Here is a 17039-nt window from a genome sequence, read left to right as displayed (position 1 = left end):
GGTCTAGGCGTCCAACCGCGCGACGATGCGGCTCAGTTCCGCCTTCTGCTCCTCGCGAAGCTGCTTGTGGACGCGCTCCGAAATCTCGCCCTTGCCAAACGACTCGTCCAGACGGGCGATCGATTCCAGGTGGTGCTGCTTGAGCGCCTCGAGCTCATCGTTGGAGAGACCCGCGAGATTGTCATCCTCGACGGGCGAGGCGGGAGCCTTCGCGGGCGTGCGCGGGCGAGCCGCCGCACCGGAACGCGCCGACTTCGTCGGAGCCGAGGTCTCGCGACCTCGCTGCGCCCACCAGGTCGCCAGCGCAGCCCCTGCCAGCAGAGCGAAGACTCCGATCAACACGATGACGAGGATCGGCGTCTGGTCGCCGCCGGCTCCGGGAGCCTTCCCGCTGCCGGGCTTGAACGTCATCGGCATGACGATGCCCGCCTCGAGCGAATGCCGGCTGAACGACGCGTACTTCGCGCCGTGAATATCTACCGGTTCCTGCTTCTCATACCCCTTCGTCGTCGGCTGCCACGACCCGCCGCCGATGAGGACGAGCGATTCCTCGACCTTCGTGTGGAGCTTGCGGGAGAGGTCGATCGATTCCGCCTTGGGGACGTTGTAGGAGATCGACACGAAGTTGTCGTGCGGCACCAGCGGGTCGGTCAGCCACACCGTGGTTCCCTCGATCAGGTGCGGGATCGCCTCGCCTTCGACCTTGATGTTGATCGCAGCAGCCGGAAGCTCGATCCGGAAACCGAACGTCCTGCCCTGCTCGTCCTTCGCAGCGAAGGGCGCATCCTGGTCGTTGTGGATCTCGACGAACTCGATGACCGGCACGATCTCCGGCGCCTCGGAAGGCGTCAGGATCGTCGTGATTCGATCCACATGGACGTGACCCGGGTCGCCGGAGGCGTCGACCATCTCCAAGTCGGCGACGACTTCCGGTGTCCATGTCGAAAGCGCCACGCCTTCGCGTTTGAGCGTCTTGCCCTCGACGGTCGCCGACAGCGTGTACGCGGTCGTGTCATCGACGGGAAGACCCGTGAACTCAAAGGAACCGTCCTCGCCGGTCACGGTTTCGCGTGGCTCCGCTGTCGTGCCGGACGTCGTCTCCAGCTTGACGCTGACTCCGGCGAACGTCTTGCCGGAGGACGGCTGCAGCACTCTGCCTTTGAGCACGCCTGCGGCGGCAGCGCCCTGTGCAGCGGCGGTCGAAACGATCTGCGCGGCTCCGAATGCGGCGCAAGCGACGATGATCCATGAGAGCGCCAGGCTCCCAGGGTGGCGGAACCGGCGGCGATGCTCCCGCGAGGGTCGGGAGTGGGCCCGACGCGTCATCATGCGGACTCCGATCTGTCTTCGGATTGGCGTGTGCGTTTGTACCGGGCGATCTCGTTCTCGAGGGCGTCGTCCGTCGAGGGCGTCGTCTGGGCGCGGCGGCGCGCCTTCTTGGATGGAGACCGCCGGGACTCCTTGGCGGCGATCCGTTCGTCGATGAGCGCGAGGACTTCGGCGGTCTCCGCCATGAGGGCGTTCCGCAACTGCTCATAATCCCCGGTCGACAGCTTCCCGCACTCGTAGTCGAAGTCGAGGTCGGCTAAGGCGGTGTAGCTGCGCTCCCGCTCGGTGTAGAGCTCGTCGATCTCCGTCTCCGTCGTGTGATCCACATAGGGCTCCTGAGCCCCCTTGAGGATGGGCCGCAGAAGATAGACCACCAGCGGTACACCGATCAGAAAGACACTGGCAACGATCGCGGCGGTCAAAGACATGTGTCGGGATCCTGATTACGAGCTGCGCTTGCCCACCTGACGTTCGATCTCCTCGCGGTAGCGATCCACCGTCTCGCTATCGACCGTGGGTCTCGCGACCTCAGCGGGACGACGCGTCAGGCGCTGGATCGCGTTCCAGAACAGAATGCCGAGAACGACGAACGCGACCGCAGGGAAGATCCAGATCGACCAGTTGAAGCCCTCTTTGGGCGGCGCGGCGAGATACTGCTCGCCATACTGCGCGATGTACTCGGCGACGAGCGTGCTCGGGGCGACACCCGCAACGATCCGCTCTTTCATCTCGTCTTTGAGCGCCCGCGCAGTGCCGCAGAGGCAGTCATCGACGAGCGTGGGGGGGCAACCACCGCAGTAGCAGAGGATCTCGCGCGTCGCCTCCTTCAGCGTCGCCTCCTGCTCGAGCGTCAGGTTGAACGTCTTGCTCGACTGGTACTCGATGCCGTGGTCCGGCTCCGAGCCGTCGTTCGGCGTCTGAGCCCAGCCGACCCACGCTCCGAGGAGCAGGACCACTGCGGCGAAGATCGCTCGACGGATGGTCATGCGGTGGCTCCTTCCGCCGTCTCTCTGCCGCGTGCCTTCTCCGCGAGCGCGATGATCCCGCCGGCGACCATGACCAGCGGCGAGAACCAGAGCACCATCCACGCGAGCGGGTTGTAGAAAAACTGGATGTCCGCCCGCTTGTCCTCGGTGATTTCCCCGAGGGCGGCGTAGAGGTCGCCGCCGGGCCGGCGCAGGATCGCGGCTTCGTAGGTCGGGTTGTCCTCGTTGTTGTCGTAGTGTCCCCGCGCGGGTTTGATCGTCGTCACAAGGTTGCCGCCCTTGCGCACTTCCAGTGGCACGCCGACGAGCCACGAGTTGGCGGTCCGCTCCTGGAACGGTTCCCCTGCGTAGGTCAGCGTGTACCCGCCGATCTCATACGTGTCGCCGGGAGCCAGAATCTGGCGATGGGATATCTGGAACCCCTTGGAGCCCAGCACTCCCAGGTAGAAGAGCACGATCCCCACGTGAATGAGGTACCCGCCATAACGCCGCTTGTTCCGCATCGTCATGTCCCACATCGCCGAGAACCAGCCTGTGGAACCTCGGTTCAGCCGGACACGGACGCCCTTCTGCACTTCGACGATGACGGTCACCAGGACGAACACGGACGACCAGACGCAGAGCAGGGCGTAGATCGTCCGAGCCCACGGGAACCCGCCGGGCTCTTGGATTCCGATCATGTAGAACGGATAGACGCAGATGAGCATCGCCACCGCGCCGACCCAAAGCGGCGTCGAGAAATTTCGCTTGAGGTTCGACCCAGACGCTTTCTTCCATGAGATCAGGGGCCCGATCCCCGTCATCACCATCAGGATCAAGCCGATGGGCACGATGAAGGTGTTGTAGAAGGGCTCCGAGACGGCGATCTTCCGCTCGATCCCCTGGGTCATCTGGTAATAGGCTTCCGAGATGACCGGGAAAGTCGTCCCTGCCAGAACGACGACCGCGCAGACGACGAAGATCCAGTTGTTCAGCAGGAACGCGCTCTCGCGCGACACGAGCGAGTCGAACGCGTTCGGGCTGCGCAGGTCCTCCCATCGGCGCATCGTCAGAACCGTGACCGACACGATCACGAACAGCAGGAACAGCACGAAGTAGATGAGCAGTTCCTTCGACTGCCCAAATGCGTGAACCGAAGAGAGCACGCCGCTGCGCACCAGCATCGTCCCGAAGATCACCAGGAGGAACGTCACCGTGATGAGGACGATGTTCCACACCTTGAGCATGTTCCGATGCTCTTGGATCATCACCGAGTGCAGGAATGCCGTGATGGTCAGCCACGGGAGCAGCGCCGCATTTTCGACGGGGTCCCACCCCCAGTAGCCGCCCCAGCCCAGCTCGTGGTACGCCCACGCGCCGCCCAGCAGCAGTCCCAGCGACAGCATGAGCCACGCCGAGATCGTCCACCGCCGGGAGCGCACGATCCACGTGCTGCTGCCGGCTCCCGCCATCAGCGCCCCGACGGCATAGGCGAACGGAACGCTCAGCAGGACGAACCCCGCGTAGAGCGCAGGCGGATGGAGCAGCATCGCGGGCGTCTGGAGAAGCGGATTCAGCCCCTTGCCGCGTATCGCCTCTCCGGCTTCGATGGCGGCGATGTGCGAGGCGTCCAGCCACTTGAACGGATGATCCACGCCGGGGATCAAGCCCGCCGACATCACCGCGAAGAACAACGTGATGATCGACAAGATGAGCAACGCGTAGTTCGTCACCGCCTCTTCGATGTTCTTGTTGAACAGGGCGACAAGAGCGGCGGTAGCCGCCTGGATCCATAGCCAGAAGAGCATCGATCCCGACATGCCGCCCCAGAGGGATCCCACCTTGTACCCGAACGGCTGCTGTTCGAGGGAGTTCGCCCAGACGTACTGCAGATGCCACATGTCCGACGCGAGGGCGTAGACGAGCGCCATCGTCGTCCACGTCACCAGCAAGCCGGTCGCGACCACCGCCCGCCTGCCGCTGCGAATCCATCCCGGAGCCCGCATCCGAAGCCCGTACCCCAGCGCGATAATCGACCACAGACCCGTCACTAGCGTCACGTACGTCGCTGCCGTCGCCAATGCGATCATCGAGCGCTCCCGGCAACTTCCGCCTTGGACCTATCCTGCGCCGCGCTCGCGGAAGTCTGCGCGTCAGAGGTCGCCTCGTATTTCGACGGGCACTTCGTCATCAGCTTCGACGCCTGGATCGTATTGGTCCCGGGATCATACGTCCCTTCGACGACGACTCCCTGCCCTTCCTGGAAGGAATCCGGCTTGAGCCCCTCGCGGTAGATGACGTTCACGAACGCCGTCTTGCCCTCGTCGCGGACCTTGAACCGGAGCTCGGGACCAGCCGGATCGAACTGCTCCGTCCCCTCCGCGACGAATCCATCCACCTGAATGCCGCGTTTCGACAGCACATGCTTCTCGGCGCTGACGAGCTGATCCGGCGTGAAATGCGTCAGGCTGGCTCCCTGCTTGGTGAACGTGGCGACACCAAAGGCGGCAGCGCCGATGGTCAACAGGGCTCCAGCGAGCACGAACTTGATGGGGCTTCGCCTCATGTCACATCCTCCGTCCTTGGGCGAGAAGCCGTTTCAATCGCTCCCGTCACTAGCATAGCCGATTCCTGGCGACTCACGCAGACCGTCGGCGTCGATTATCGCCGCGCGGCAAAATGCGCGACGAGCGCTTCAACGACTGCCTCGACGTTGGCGCTGGAAGCCTCAACCGTCACAGGCACGCCAAGCCGTTGGGCAGCGGTCGTCGTGATGGGTCCAATCGTAGCGACGCAGACGTCCGCCAGCCAATAGGAGGGCTCGAACCCGGAGGCTCGGATCGCCGCCGAGAAGTGCTCCACCGTCGATCCGCTGGTGAACGTGACCGCGTCGATCTCGCGAGCTTCGAGCAGCGCGCGCACCTCGTCCGCATCCGATGTCACAGGAACCGTGCGATACGCCGTCGGCGCGACGACGTTGGCTCCGGCTTCCGTCCATCCGGCGCGGAGCACGTCGCGGCCTTCTTCGGCGCGGGGCAGCAGCATCCGCAGTCCTCGAACCGAGTCGAACTCCGCCAGAACCGCCTCCGAACGCGACTGGGCGGGAACGAAGTCCGCAACGATACCCCGCGCCGCCAACGATGCTTGCGTCGCGGGCCCGATGGCGACGACGCGGGCGGAACCGAACGCGCGAGCGTCCTTGCCCGCCGAAACCAGTCGCGCCCAGAAGTGCTCCACCCCGTTGGCGCTGGCGAACACGATCCAGTCGAAGGTTTCCAACGAGGCGATGGCGTCGTCCAGCTCCGCGTAGGACTCCGGCGCTTCCGTGCGGATCGTCGGGAACTCGATGACCTCCGCGCCGCGCTCCGTCAGGAGCTCGACGAGCGAGCTCGCCTGGTCGCGCGCGCGCGTCACGACGACCCGCCGTCCGAACAGCGGACGCGCGTCGAACCATGCCAACCGCTCGCGGAGTTGGGCGACACCCCCGATGACGATGATCGCCGGAGAACCGATCTCCACCCGCACCATTTCGTCGGCGAGGGTTCCCAGCGTCGCGACGACCGCTCGCTGCTTGGGCGTGGTTCCCCACTGCACGGCGGCGGCGGGCGTGTCGGGCGACTTCCCCCCGGCGACCAGCTCCGCAACGATGCCGGGCAGGTTCCCGACTCCCATGAGGATCGCAATCGTATCGACGCTCTGGGCGAGGTTCCGCCACCGGACGGACATCGCGGGCTTGGTCGGGTCCTCATGACCTGTGACGAACGCGACGGACGAGGCGTAGTCGCGGTGCGTCAGCGGGATACCGGCGTACGCCGTCGCCGCGACGGGCGAGGTGACTCCCGGCACGATCTCGAAGGCGATGCCCGCTTGACGGAGCTCTTCCGCCTCCTCGCCGCCGCGCCCGAAGACGAACGGATCGCCGCCCTTGAGCCGCACAACCGTCTTGCCACTCTGCGCCGCTTTGACCAGCAGCACGTTCATGTCGTCCTGGGGAACCGCGTGATCGCCCGACCGTTTGCCGACGAAGATGCGTTCCGCCGTCTCCGGGGCCCATCGCAGAACCGCCGGATTCGCCAGCGCGTCGTAGAAGACGATGTCGGCGTGCTCGAGGCATTCCTTCGCCCGAAGCGTCAGCAGCTTCGGGTCGCCGGGGCCCGCTCCGACGAGGTATACGCATCCGCTCAAGAAGCCGCCCTTTCCAGAATGGCTCGCGCACCCATCGCGAGGATGCGCCGGGCGAGCTCGGAGCCGACGGCGACCGGGTCGTCGCCCGCGCCTGTATCCCTGAGAACCGCCGACCCATCCACACTCGCGACGACGCCCATCAGCGTTAGCGAGCCCATCTCAACAGTCGCATAGGCTCCGATGGGAACGTGGCAGCCCCCGCCCAGAGCCGCAAGAAAAGCGCGCTCGGCTGTTACCGCCCGCTCCGTGTCGGAGTCGTGGATCGCCGCCAGGAGAAGGCGGGTCGCCGCGTCCTTCTCGCGCGACTCGATCCCAAGCGCTCCTTGCCCGACAGCGGGAAGCATCGTCTCAGGTTTGAGAAGCTCGGCCGCCTCGGACAGCCGCCCAAGCCGAGAGAGCCCCGCCGCTGCGACGACGATGGCGTCCCAGCCTTCCGTTTCCATCTTGCGAATGCGCGTGTCGAGGTTCCCGCGTAGAGAGCCGATCCGCAGGTCGGGGCGTACGGCTCGGAGCTGGGCGGCGCGTCGCAGGCTGCTCGTCCCGACCCGCGCGCCGTCGGGGAGGTCCGCGAGTACCTTGCCGTCGCGGGATATCAGGGCGTCGAAGGGCGATTCGCGCTCCGGCACGGCTCCAAGGGTCAGTCCGTCTGGCAGGTTCGTGGGAAGGTCTTTGAGGCTGTGAACCGCGATGTCGATCTCTTCGAGCGCAAGGGCGCGCTCGATCTCCTCGGTGAAGAGCCCCTTGCCGCCGATTTCCGGGAGTGGGCGGTTCCTCTCGGCGTCGCCTCGCGTGCGGATGATCGTCGTCTCGCAGGCGAGCCCGGGATGCGCCTGACGAAGGGCGAACGCGACCGTCTCCGTCTGGGTTCGCGCCAGCAAGCTGCCTCGTGTGCCGATTCGTAGCGTGTTGGAGGGAACCGCACCGCGCGCGTCGGATGCGCTCGTCGATATCACCGCTTCACCGCTTCCCAGAGTGGTCCAATCCCGAATCCTAGTGTAACCAATGGCAAGCGGACTGCAAAGGGATGCCGATCGTCGGGCTGTCTCAGTCGCGCGAGCTCACTGCCAGAAGCGCCGTCAGCCGCTCGCGCGCCGCGTCGCTCTTGTGGGCTCGCAGGAGATCGAGGAGATCGGAATCGAGGAGTGCCTCGTAGTAGCGGCGACGAGCGTCGGCGCTCGGGATCGACTCCCCCGCGAGACGACGGGCTTCGGACATCAGGTCGCACAGGTCGGCGTATTCGGGCCCATATCGCGCCTCCAGCTCGCGGCGTATCCGAGTGCTCAGCAATGGGCTCGACCCGCCCGTCGAGACCGCGATTGCGAGAGCCCCGCGCTGAACGACCGACGGCACAACCGCCGTGCTCTCTTCGTGCGAGTCCGCAACGTTGACCCAGACGCCCGCATCGCGAGCCGCCTGCGCGACGGCTGCATTCACCTTTCGGACGCTCGTCGCGGCGAAGGCGAGCCGCATACCGGAGACATCGCTCGGAGCGAACGCGCGCTGCTCCCAAGCGATCCGACCCTGGCGAGCCCACTCCGCAACCTCTTTGGTCGCGTTGGGGCTCACGACCGTGACCCGACCTCCCGCCCCCAGCAGCGAGGCGATCTTGCGCTCTGCGACGGAGCCGCCGCCCACGACGAGCACCGGAACGCCGCCCAGATCGAGGAACAAAGGCAGCACCGTAGCTCCTCGTCCTATCCCAAGTCCTACACCAACGAGTCCGCTTCCCGCACGAGTCGCGCCATGGCGTCGCGGAAGTCGTCCCGGAGCTCAGCGACCGTGTGCTCCACGCCTTCCTGCATCATCGCGAGTTGGGCGAGGTACCGGCGGTGGGCTCGCTCCAAGTCTCCAAGGGCTTTCGCCATCTGGTCCCGCGCACGGCTCATCAGATCGACGGCTTCGCGCTTCCGCCGATCCCGATGGGCGGATTCATACGCCAGGTGGAGCAGCTCGCGGCAGTCCATCGCCTCCAACTGGAACTGGTTCACCGCCAGCCTCCAAGCGCGATTCCATTCGTCTTCGAGCCGGACGCCGCCGCGACGCATCGATGGCTTCTCCCACCGTCAAGCGACTGCACGGGCGAGCCGTCCCCGCAGTTGAGGGACGACCTCGCTGAACACGACCGCGCCCAAGATCAGAACGCCGCCCAGGTACTGCACCGGCAGCAGACGATCTCCGCCGAGGAGATGCCCGAAGATCGCCGCGAACATCGGCTCCGTGGTGATGATGATCGCCGTTCGCGCGGCGGAGAGCCGCTGCTGCGCCGCCGTCTGCACCGTGAACGCCAGCGCCGAGGCGACGATTCCAGTGAGACCGAGCGCGAACCAAGTCTCGCGCGGCGGCATCGTCACCGGCTCCACTGCGAGCCACGACATCGAGAAGACGATGGCGCACGACGCGACCTGCACCAACGTCAGAGCGCCGGCGTCGTGGCTGGCGGAGTACTGTGACAGGAGAGCGATGTGCAGCCCGAATGCCGCTGCGCACAGCAGCGTCAGTCCATCGCCGAACCGCAGCTCCGACGGGCTCTGCCCCGTAAGCAGCGCCATGCCGGCAAGCCCGGCGACGACGGTGACAACAGTCGCCCGACGTGGGCTCCGCCCGAAAAACAGCCGATCCGCTATCGGCGTGAAAACGACGAACAACCCCGTGATGAGACCGGAGTTCGACGCCGTCGTGTAACGCAATCCGAACGTCTGTAGGACGAACCCCAGGGCGAGAACGAGTCCGATCCCGCCTCCGACGCGGATCGTGCGCCAAGTCAGCCGCTTCGCTGAGAAGAAGCTGAGAACCACCGAGGCGATGGCGAACCGAATCGCCAGGAACCCCAAGACGCTGTAGCCGGAGATCGCGTCGCGCACGACGACGAACGACCAGCCCCAGACCGCCGTCATGGCGACGAGCGCGCCGGCGAGCGCCGTGTTCCTCATATCGGCGTCGACCGATGGGTCGTCACAGGAAGGAGCTCTCGTCTTTCGCTTCGTACTCGTCGACTGATCCGTGCCGCCGCACCCACTTCACCAACAGGACCTGAACTCCGAGCCCAATGAGCACGACCGAGATCGGGAACACCGCCGACCATAAAACGGGAACCAACGACTCGTCTCCGCGCAGGAGCATCAAGAGCCCCCGCAGAATGCCTATCACGCCGACCACGACGACCAGGAAAGGGATCGCCGCTATGATGACGTCCAAGACGAGAACCAGCGCGCTTCGGCGCGGTTCCGATCCGGCGTGCGTTTGCGGAGACATCAGCCAGGGAGCCTCGAGGAAACCAGGCAGCGAAACGTCACCTTCAGCGTGTCACAGACGGCTTGCGCGGGCAAGCCGAAGTCGGGTTTGTCCGCTCAAATCGGCTTGACACTCCCCAGTGCCCATGAGACAATTGCCCCTGGCGTTGTGACCGAATCGGGTTCCGTGCGCAGGTGACGTGAGGAAATGCCGCGCGGCGAACGTGGATGCATCGACACGACGCCAGAAAGACGCGAGCATTCGTACATGCCCCGCTGGCACAGCAAACATCGGGTCGTATGCAGACATGGCGCCGTGAGGTCATCTGTATACGGCTTCATGTTGTACGCGCCGCCAACGCACACCACCGCCTCCACGGTCCATCGTCGAACCTCATCGCACGCATCCCAACTAGGAGTCCGAAGTGGCTGAGTTCCGCACTGTGAAAGCTCTGTCTGTCGCCTTGGCGCTCGTCGTGCCGATCGCAGTCGGCTGCGGCAAGAAGGAAGACAAGCCCGCGCGTCCTGCCGCTCCCGCAGCGGCTGCTCCCGCCGCCGCCACAGCCTCTGGCGCGACCGGCACCGCTTCGATCAGCGGCAAGGTGACCTTCACTGGCACCGCTCCGAAGGCTGCGGCAATGAAGATGGATGCCGACCCCGCCTGCGCCAAGGCGCACACGTCGCCGGTCAAGAGCGAAGAGGTCGTCGTCAACGCCGACGGCACGCTCAAGAACGTGATCGTCTACGTCAAGTCCGGCATCTCCGGCACGTATCCCGCATCCGGTTCCCCCGAACTGGATCAGGTCGACTGCGTCTACACGCCGCATGTGATCGCCGTCCAGGCGGGCCAGTCGATCACGGTCCACAACAGCGATCCGACGCTCCACAACGTTCAGGCTTCGCCAGCCATGAACGCCGGCTTCAATCTGGCGATGCCGCCCAACACGCCGTCGATCCAGCAGACGTTCGCGCAGGCGGAAGCGTCGCCGGTCAAGTTCAAGTGCCAGGTCCATCCGTGGATGACGGCGTACGTGGGCGTGTTCAACCACCCGTTCTTCGCCGTGACCGACGGCTCCGGCCAGTTCTCCATCAAGAACCTGCCGGCTGGCAAGTACACCGTCGGCGTGTGGCACGAGAAGTACGGCGAGAAGACGTTCGACATCGAGGTCACGGACGGCCAGGCGGCGACGCAGGACGTCTCCGTCGGTAGCTGAGACCAGGATCGGTATGAGTCGTGCGAGCAGGGGCGTGGCACGACGCCCCTGCATCGCCTCCGGAGGGTGACATCGTGACGATCGGTACCCTTGTCTCTAGCGTTCGCCGCCGGATGGGTCCCGTGCTGTCACGCCGGACTCGCTCCCGTTGGGCGGCTATCTCCGTCGCCTCTCTCGTCAACGTCCTCTTGCTCCGCGCCGTCACCGCGCAGGAAGCCTATGCCCACCACGGCAAGTGGGGCATGCCGGAGAACGTCTCCGTCCAGGGCGCGCAAATCGATGGGCTCTTCTGGTTCGTGTTTGCGCTGACGGGCGTCGTTTTCATCGGCGTCGAGCTCGCGCTCGTCATCGCTCTGGTCCGGTATCGGGCTCGACCCGGCGCTCGCGCGACCTACTCTCACGGCAACAACAAACTCGAGATCATCTGGACCGCTGTTCCGGCGCTGTTCTTGGCGGCGCTGGTTCTCATGACGCAGCGCGTCTGGGCACAGATCAGGCCGGCCGACCAGTTCACGGGAACCGTGCCAAGCCGCGCCATCGAGATCGAGATCGTCGCCCAACAGTTCGCGTGGAACATCCGCTACGCCGGAGCCGACGGCGTGTTCGGGAAACGGAACCCGGCGTTGGTCGATGCCATGAATCCCATCGGTTTGGATTACGACGACCCAGCGTCCGCAGACGATATCCTGACGATCAACCAACTGCACTTCCCAGTGGGTCAGCCCATCCGTGTCCGGCTCACGTCACGCGACGTCATCCACTCATTCTTCCTGCCCGAGTTCCGCGTCAAACAGGATGCCCTTCCGGGGTTGCTGGTCAACGTCGCGTTCCAAGCGCAGAAGGCAGGCAGCTATGAGATCGCCTGCGCCGAGCTATGCGGACTGGGCCACTACCGCATGAAGGGCTATGTCACGGTCCACGAGTCCGAAAGCTCATTTCAGCAATGGCTGAGCGAGCAGGCGGCGGAGCTCCAGGCGACCCAAACCGACGAGTCGGCGGCTCCCGCAGCCCCCGAAGCCGCAGCCCCCGCCGCTGACGCCGAAGCCCACTGACTCCCACCGGCGTCGACAAGGAGATAGGAATGCACGCGACTCCCGTGGTCGGACACGACATGGCTCACGATGAGCAGCATGTCCACGAGCAGGAGCTCGGGTTCCTGCGCAAGTACGTCTTCTCCACCGACCACAAGGTCATCGGGCGGCAATTCCTTTTCACGACGCTGTTCTTCTTCATCATCGGCGGGTGGCTCGCCATGATGGTCCGCTGGCAGCTCGCTTGGCCCGGAGCTCCGATGCCGCTGGGCAAGCTGCTGCCCAAGGCGATGGCTCCGGGCGGCATCATGCTGCCGGAGTTCTACAACTCGCTCTTCACGATGCATGCGTCGGTGATGATCTTCTTCGTCATCATCCCCCTGCTGGTCGGGGCGTTCGGGAACTTCATCGTCCCGCTCCACATCGGGGCGCGCGACATGGCGTTCCCCCGTCTGAACATGTACTCCTACTGGCTCTTCTGGCCCGCCGCCGTCATCGCTCTGGCAGGGTTCGCCGTCGAGGGCGGCGCGATGGGAGGCGGCTGGACGGCGTACCCGCCGCTAAGCGTCGTCACCGAAGGGCTGGGCATCAACTGCTGGTTGATCGCCGTGCTGCTGGTCGGGTTCTCATCGCTGGCGGGCGCGGTCAACTACATCACGACAATCGTGAACATGCGCGCTCCCGGCATGTCGTTCTTCCGCATGCCGCTCACGGTCTGGGCGCTGTTCATCACGTCGCTGCTGACGGCTCTGGCGACGCCCGTGCTGACCGCCGCTGTGGGTATGGTCCTGCTCGACCGCACGGTGGGCACGAGCTTCTTCCTGCCGCAGGGGTTGGTCGTGGGCGAGACGATGTTCCACGGTCAGGGCGGGAACCCGCTCCTGTTCCAACATCTGTTCTGGTTCTACTCCCATCCGGCGGTCTACATCATGATTCTGCCGGGGATGGGGGTCGTGTCGGATGTTCTCTCGACGTTCTCACGGAAGCCCATCTTCGGGTATCGGGCGATGGTGTACTCCCTGTCGGCGATCGCCGGACTCGGCTTCGTCGTGTGGGGTCACCACATGTTCCAGAGCGGGATGAACCCGATTCTGGGGACGACGTTCATGGTCTCGACGACGTTCATCGCGTTGCCGTCGGCGATCAAGACGTTTAACTGGCTGGGAACCCTCTGGGGCGGCACGATCCGCTTCACGACGGCGATGTGCTTCGCGCTCTCGTTCGTCTCCATGTTCGTCATCGGCGGACTGAGCGGCATCTTCATGGCGTCGTCGGCGGTTGACATCTACATCCACGACACGTACTTCATCGTCGCGCACATTCACTACGTCCTCTTCGCCGGCAGCGCGATGGCGATCTTCGCGGGCATCTACTACTGGTACCCGAAGATGTTCGGCAGGACGATGAACGAGCTGTGGGGCAAGATCCACTTCTGGCTGACGTTCGTCTCGCTGAACGGCGTGTTCTTCCCCATGCACGTCCTGGGCATGGGCGGGATGATGCGGCGCATCTACGACCCGACGCAGTACGCGCATCTGCAGCACCTCCAGCCGATCAACGTGTTCATCACGATCTCGGCGTTCGTCTTGGGCGTCGCGCAGATCCCCTTCATGATCAACTTCCTGGGTTCCCTTCGCTGGGGCAAGGTCGCGGGCGACAATCCGTGGCAGGCGAACACGTTGGAGTGGCAGACGACCTCTCCGCCCATCCCGGAGAACTTCGAGACGATTCCGGTCGTGCACCACGGACCGTACGAGTACAGCAGTCCTCTCACCGACGAGGACTACCTGCCGCAGACCCAGGATGTCGGCGTCGCGTCGGAAAGCGCCCACGGTCACTAGTGGGACGAACGCTCGAAAGGCTCGACGATGAGATCGACACAGAACCCCAAGCTCCATCGGTTCGCAGTCCTGGTCGCCGCATGCACCCTCCTGCTGCTCATCGCCGGAGCCCTGGTCACCAGCACCGGGTCCGGCTTGGCGGTTCCCGACTGGCCTCTGTCGTACGGCATGCTCTTCCCGCCGATGGTCGGAGGCATCCTCTACGAGCACGGACATCGCATGATCGCTGGAGCCGTCGCGATCATGACAGCGGTCCTCGCGGTCTGGGTGTCCCTCCGCGACGCGCGGCGCTACGTCCGCATTCTCGCGGGGATCGCGTTCGTCGCCGTGATTCTGCAAGCCGTCCTGGGAGGGCTGACCGTCATCTTCCTGCTTCCGACGGCGATCTCGGTCAGTCATCTATCGCTGGCGATGGGCTTCTTCGGCATGGTTCTGTCGCTTGCCGTGTTCACGTCGCCGTCGTGGGAGCAGGTGCCCCAGTTCCCCACCAACTCGGCTATCCTGCATCGCCTGACGCTCCTCGCGGCGCTCGCGGTCTATGCGCAGACCGTGTTGGGCGCGTGGGTGCGGCACGCCGGCGCAGGACTGGCGATCCCGGACTTCCCGATGGCATACCGGGCGCTCATCCCGTCCTTCGGACCCGAATCCCTCGAGCTCTACAACCGTTGGCTCATCTACGACCTGGACCTGCCCCCGACCACGAGCGGGCAGATCGCCCTCCACTTCGCGCACCGCGTCGGCGCTGTCGTGACGACGCTCATCGTCCTCGCCCTCATCGTCGAGACGTTCCGTCGGTATCGCCACGAGCGCGTGTTCGTCACCCTCGCGACAGCCCTCGCCGTGCTGCTGCCGTGCCAGATCGCGCTCGGCGCGGCGACCGTATGGCTGCGCAAGGGCGTCCTTCCGACCACGGCTCACGTCGCCGTCGGAGCCCTGATGTTCGCCTCGACGCTGGTCTACCTGCTGCAACACAGGAAGCGCTGCATTATCGTCGCAGAACCTGCGGTTTCTGCGGCGACGGCGCATGGATCGCGCGCATGAGCGTCGCATCGCTGCCCATCGTTCGCCGCCGCGCGTCGGATTTCATCGAACTGACGAAGCCGCGCATCACCTTCCTCGTGTCGGTGACGGCGCTCGTCGGCTACTGGGTGGGCTCGGGAGCGTCCATCGACTGGACGGCGCTTGCGCACCTGCTCATCGGAACCGCGCTCTCGGCATCCGGCGGCAGCGCGTTGAACCAGTACATCGAGCGCGAACACGACGCGAAGATGCGCCGCACGATGTCGCGCCCCATTCCGACCGGCAGGATTCTGCCGAGCGAAGCGCTGTGGTTCGGAACCGGACTCACGGTGGTCGGCTGCGCCCACCTGTGGGTGTTCACCAACGCTCTGACGGCGTTGCTCGCCCTGGCGACGGTGGTCAGCTATATCGGGCTGTACACGCCGTCGAAGCGCGTCACGTCGCTCTCGACGGTCATCGGGGCGATCCCCGGAGCTCTCCCGCCGCTGGGCGGATGGGCGGCAGCTCGCGGGACGCTCCACGCCGAAGCCTTCGTGCTCTTCTCCATCGTCTTTCTGTGGCAGGTGCCGCATTTCCTCGCCATCGCCTGGATGTTCCGCGAGGACTACGCCCATGGTGGGTTCCCGGTGTTGCCCGTGCTGGACACGAACGGTACGGTGACCGGCAGACAGATCGCTCTCGCGACCCTGGCGCTCGTGCCGATCAGCCTGGCTCCGAGCGTGATGGGGTTCGCGGGGGTCGTTTATTTCGTCGGAGCCCTTGTGTTGGGGGCGGCGTTCTTGGGGGTCGGTGTGCGGCTCGCCGTGCGACGGACGGTGCCGGAGGCGCGGCGTCTTCTGCTGGCGTCGGTGGCGTACCTGCCGCTGTTGTTCGGTCTGTTGATGCTGGATCGGGTTCCGTATGGATTCTGATCTGCCAGAAGTCGATTCCGTCAAGCAGAACCGGATCGTCGTCCACGTTCAGGGGTTCAAGTCCCTCTACGACCAGACGTCAATCGAGATACGTCCGCTCACAGTGCTTGCCGGGCAGAACAGCTCGGGCAAGTCGAGCATCATGCAGCCGTTGCTTCTCATGAAGCAGACGCTTGATCCGGATCGATATTCGCAAAGCGAGGGCGACCTGAGGTTGTCCGGGGCGCTGCTGAATTACTCGCTGCCTGACAACTTCCTTTCTCGCATCCCGGAGAGAGAGCCGGCGGATATGCTAAATATCGGATTCACACATCCGAATCCGAGTTTAGGGCTCTGCCTATGGCTTCGATTCGAACGCGCTGACGCGCATTCGGGAAAGCTCGTCCTGACCGAAATGCGATTCAGCGACAACGCTGCTGGCATAAGAACGATCCATCCGAGAATGTCCGCCGACGAGATCATCGAGCTTTTCGGAGTTTTGAAAGAAACCGTCGACCTTCGTATCGAAGCGGATCGATGCTTTTTGACCGCAACCGCAAAACCACGAGATGCGACGGGTTGGCATATACGACCTTATATTCCTCCGATCGAACTATGGATCGAACCTTGGATCCGACGCATCCTCTACGTTCGCGGAAATCGCCGCGACGTTGGACGGTATCCGATACTCGTGCAGGAACGAGATCCGTTCCCGGGTACCTTTGATGAGTTCACGGCATCGGTTGTCGCCGCCTGGCACGAGTCCAACGATCCTAGAACCGGCGATCTGACAAAACAGTTGCGATCTCTTGAGCTGGCTTCCGACTATCGCGTCCAACGAATCGATGGGATGTACATCAGCATTCAGATCGCTCGGATGCCGAAAGGCGAAGACCCTTTTTACGACAACCTTTACGACGTCGGAATCGGAGTGCGCGCCGTCTTACCCGTTCTGGTCGCGCTCTTGTTCGCGGAGCGCGGACGCGCCGTGTACCTCGAGCACCCGGAGCTCCACCTCCACCCCAAGGCTCAGTGGAACCTAGCGAAATGCCTCGCCGACGCCGCCAAGCGCGGCGTACAGGTGATCGTCGAGACGCACAGCGACCTGCTGCTGTTGGGCATCCAGACACTTGTCGCCAAGGGGGAACTGTCGCCCGATTTAGTCAAGCTGCACTGGTTCAAGCGTGAGGACGATGGGCGAACTGCGGTGGATAGCCGGGACCTCGACAAGCGAGGCAGATTCGGCGATTGGCCCGAGGACTTTGGCGAAGTGACAATGAAGGCACAGCGCACATATCTTGACGCCCAGCGAACCCATCGCGACCGATGATGGA

At 64.6% G+C, this 17039-nt stretch carries 17 protein-coding genes; 6 read left to right on the top strand and 11 right to left on the bottom strand.

All coding sequences use genetic code 11. From position 1 onward, the window contains the following. Nucleotides 1-3: 3 nt before the first annotated feature. The 11 genes from FJZ36_07845 to FJZ36_07795 all read right to left on the bottom strand — a co-directional run bounded on the left by FJZ36_07845 (nucleotide 4) and on the right by FJZ36_07795 (nucleotide 9731). The gene (locus tag FJZ36_07845) at nucleotides 4-1329 is read right to left on the bottom strand and encodes a carboxypeptidase regulatory-like domain-containing protein (GenBank protein MBM3214810.1); all 1326 of its coding nucleotides are present in this window, start codon (nucleotides 1327-1329) and stop codon (nucleotides 4-6) included. Next, nucleotides 1326-1757: a hypothetical protein gene (locus FJZ36_07840; GenBank protein ID MBM3214809.1), complete on the bottom strand. Its 432-nt coding sequence runs from the start codon at nucleotides 1755-1757 to the stop codon at nucleotides 1326-1328. Before FJZ36_07840 ends, FJZ36_07845 begins: the two co-directional genes overlap by 4 nt. 15 nt (nucleotides 1758-1772) lie before the next feature. Beyond that, entirely contained in the window at nucleotides 1773-2315 is a 543-nt protein-coding gene (locus FJZ36_07835) for a hypothetical protein (protein MBM3214808.1), read from the bottom strand. Continuing rightward, the gene (locus tag FJZ36_07830) at nucleotides 2312-4384 is read right to left on the bottom strand and encodes a heme lyase CcmF/NrfE family subunit (protein ID MBM3214807.1); all 2073 of its coding nucleotides are present in this window, start codon (nucleotides 4382-4384) and stop codon (nucleotides 2312-2314) included. Before FJZ36_07830 ends, FJZ36_07835 begins: the two co-directional genes overlap by 4 nt. Next, complete coding sequence (locus tag FJZ36_07825) at nucleotides 4381-4860, bottom strand: cytochrome c maturation protein CcmE (GenBank protein MBM3214806.1); 480 nt, start codon at nucleotides 4858-4860, stop codon at nucleotides 4381-4383. The genes FJZ36_07830 and FJZ36_07825 overlap by 4 nt, the downstream gene beginning before the upstream one ends. 95 nt (nucleotides 4861-4955) lie before the next feature. Continuing rightward, a complete protein-coding gene (cobA, locus tag FJZ36_07820; protein ID MBM3214805.1) occupies nucleotides 4956-6479 on the bottom strand; it encodes a uroporphyrinogen-III C-methyltransferase in 1524 nt (507 codons plus the stop codon). Next, nucleotides 6476-7429: a hydroxymethylbilane synthase gene (hemC, locus tag FJZ36_07815; protein ID MBM3214804.1), complete on the bottom strand. Its 954-nt coding sequence runs from the start codon at nucleotides 7427-7429 to the stop codon at nucleotides 6476-6478. Before hemC ends, cobA begins: the two co-directional genes overlap by 4 nt. Nucleotides 7430-7523: 94 nt before the next feature. Continuing rightward, nucleotides 7524-8177, bottom strand: coding sequence for a bifunctional precorrin-2 dehydrogenase/sirohydrochlorin ferrochelatase (locus FJZ36_07810; GenBank protein ID MBM3214803.1), 654 nt, complete (start codon nucleotides 8175-8177; stop codon nucleotides 7524-7526). Between the two features lie 8 nt (nucleotides 8178-8185). Continuing rightward, nucleotides 8186-8524, bottom strand: coding sequence for a hypothetical protein (locus FJZ36_07805; GenBank protein MBM3214802.1), 339 nt, complete (start codon nucleotides 8522-8524; stop codon nucleotides 8186-8188). An 18-nt stretch (nucleotides 8525-8542) separates the two neighbouring features. Next, complete coding sequence (locus tag FJZ36_07800) at nucleotides 8543-9409, bottom strand: DMT family transporter (protein MBM3214801.1); 867 nt, start codon at nucleotides 9407-9409, stop codon at nucleotides 8543-8545. A 22-nt stretch (nucleotides 9410-9431) separates the two neighbouring features. Further along, nucleotides 9432-9731, bottom strand: coding sequence for a hypothetical protein (locus tag FJZ36_07795; protein ID MBM3214800.1), 300 nt, complete (start codon nucleotides 9729-9731; stop codon nucleotides 9432-9434). Between the two features lie 403 nt (nucleotides 9732-10134). On the opposite strand from FJZ36_07795, the gene FJZ36_07790 reads away from it, so the two are divergent. The 6 genes from FJZ36_07790 to FJZ36_07765 all read left to right on the top strand — a co-directional run bounded on the left by FJZ36_07790 (nucleotide 10135) and on the right by FJZ36_07765 (nucleotide 17035). Beyond that, complete coding sequence (locus FJZ36_07790) at nucleotides 10135-10923, top strand: hypothetical protein (protein ID MBM3214799.1); 789 nt, start codon at nucleotides 10135-10137, stop codon at nucleotides 10921-10923. A gap of 74 nt (nucleotides 10924-10997) precedes the next feature. Then, nucleotides 10998-11975: a cytochrome c oxidase subunit II gene (gene coxB / locus FJZ36_07785; GenBank protein MBM3214798.1), complete on the top strand. Its 978-nt coding sequence runs from the start codon at nucleotides 10998-11000 to the stop codon at nucleotides 11973-11975. Between the two features lie 29 nt (nucleotides 11976-12004). After that, the gene (locus FJZ36_07780) at nucleotides 12005-13795 is read left to right on the top strand and encodes a cytochrome c oxidase subunit I (protein ID MBM3214797.1); all 1791 of its coding nucleotides are present in this window, start codon (nucleotides 12005-12007) and stop codon (nucleotides 13793-13795) included. A 27-nt stretch (nucleotides 13796-13822) separates the two neighbouring features. Next, on the top strand, nucleotides 13823-14836 hold the full coding sequence (locus FJZ36_07775) for a heme A synthase (protein ID MBM3214796.1): 1014 nt from the start codon (nucleotides 13823-13825) through the stop codon (nucleotides 14834-14836). Next, nucleotides 14833-15726 carry a protoheme IX farnesyltransferase gene (gene cyoE / locus FJZ36_07770; protein MBM3214795.1) on the top strand — a complete coding sequence of 298 codons (894 nt, stop codon included), beginning with the start codon at nucleotides 14833-14835 and terminating at the stop codon, nucleotides 15724-15726. Before FJZ36_07775 ends, cyoE begins: the two co-directional genes overlap by 4 nt. After that, on the top strand, nucleotides 15716-17035 hold the full coding sequence (locus tag FJZ36_07765) for a DUF3696 domain-containing protein (GenBank protein MBM3214794.1): 1320 nt from the start codon (nucleotides 15716-15718) through the stop codon (nucleotides 17033-17035). The genes cyoE and FJZ36_07765 overlap by 11 nt, the downstream gene beginning before the upstream one ends. Nucleotides 17036-17039: the final 4 nt, after the last annotated feature.

This window comes from Candidatus Poribacteria bacterium, assembly GCA_016866785.1.
GTDB lineage: Bacteria > Poribacteria > WGA-4E.
The sequence above is the reverse complement of the archived record's forward strand: the minus strand, read 5'-3'. Positions and strand labels throughout refer to the sequence as shown.

Excerpts from the sequence above, each read along its gene's own strand:
- FJZ36_07845 (MBM3214810.1), bottom strand. The coding sequence starts at position 1,329 with ATGATGACGCGTCGGGCCCACTCCCGACCCTCGCGGGAGCATCGCCGC.
- FJZ36_07840 (MBM3214809.1), bottom strand. The coding sequence starts at position 1,757 with ATGTCTTTGACCGCCGCGATCGTTGCCAGTGTCTTTCTGATCGGTGTA.
- FJZ36_07835 (MBM3214808.1), bottom strand. The coding sequence starts at position 2,315 with ATGACCATCCGTCGAGCGATCTTCGCCGCAGTGGTCCTGCTCCTCGGA.
- FJZ36_07830 (MBM3214807.1), bottom strand. The coding sequence starts at position 4,384 with ATGATCGCATTGGCGACGGCAGCGACGTACGTGACGCTAGTGACGGGT.
- FJZ36_07825 (MBM3214806.1), bottom strand. The coding sequence starts at position 4,860 with ATGAGGCGAAGCCCCATCAAGTTCGTGCTCGCTGGAGCCCTGTTGACC.
- FJZ36_07805 (MBM3214802.1), bottom strand. The coding sequence starts at position 8,524 with ATGCGTCGCGGCGGCGTCCGGCTCGAAGACGAATGGAATCGCGCTTGG.
- FJZ36_07800 (MBM3214801.1), bottom strand. The coding sequence starts at position 9,409 with ATGAGGAACACGGCGCTCGCCGGCGCGCTCGTCGCCATGACGGCGGTC.
- FJZ36_07795 (MBM3214800.1), bottom strand. The coding sequence starts at position 9,731 with ATGTCTCCGCAAACGCACGCCGGATCGGAACCGCGCCGAAGCGCGCTG.
- FJZ36_07780 (MBM3214797.1), top strand. The coding sequence starts at position 12,005 with ATGCACGCGACTCCCGTGGTCGGACACGACATGGCTCACGATGAGCAG.
- FJZ36_07775 (MBM3214796.1), top strand. The coding sequence starts at position 13,823 with ATGAGATCGACACAGAACCCCAAGCTCCATCGGTTCGCAGTCCTGGTC.
- cyoE (MBM3214795.1), top strand. The coding sequence starts at position 14,833 with ATGAGCGTCGCATCGCTGCCCATCGTTCGCCGCCGCGCGTCGGATTTC.
- FJZ36_07765 (MBM3214794.1), top strand. The coding sequence starts at position 15,716 with ATGGATTCTGATCTGCCAGAAGTCGATTCCGTCAAGCAGAACCGGATC.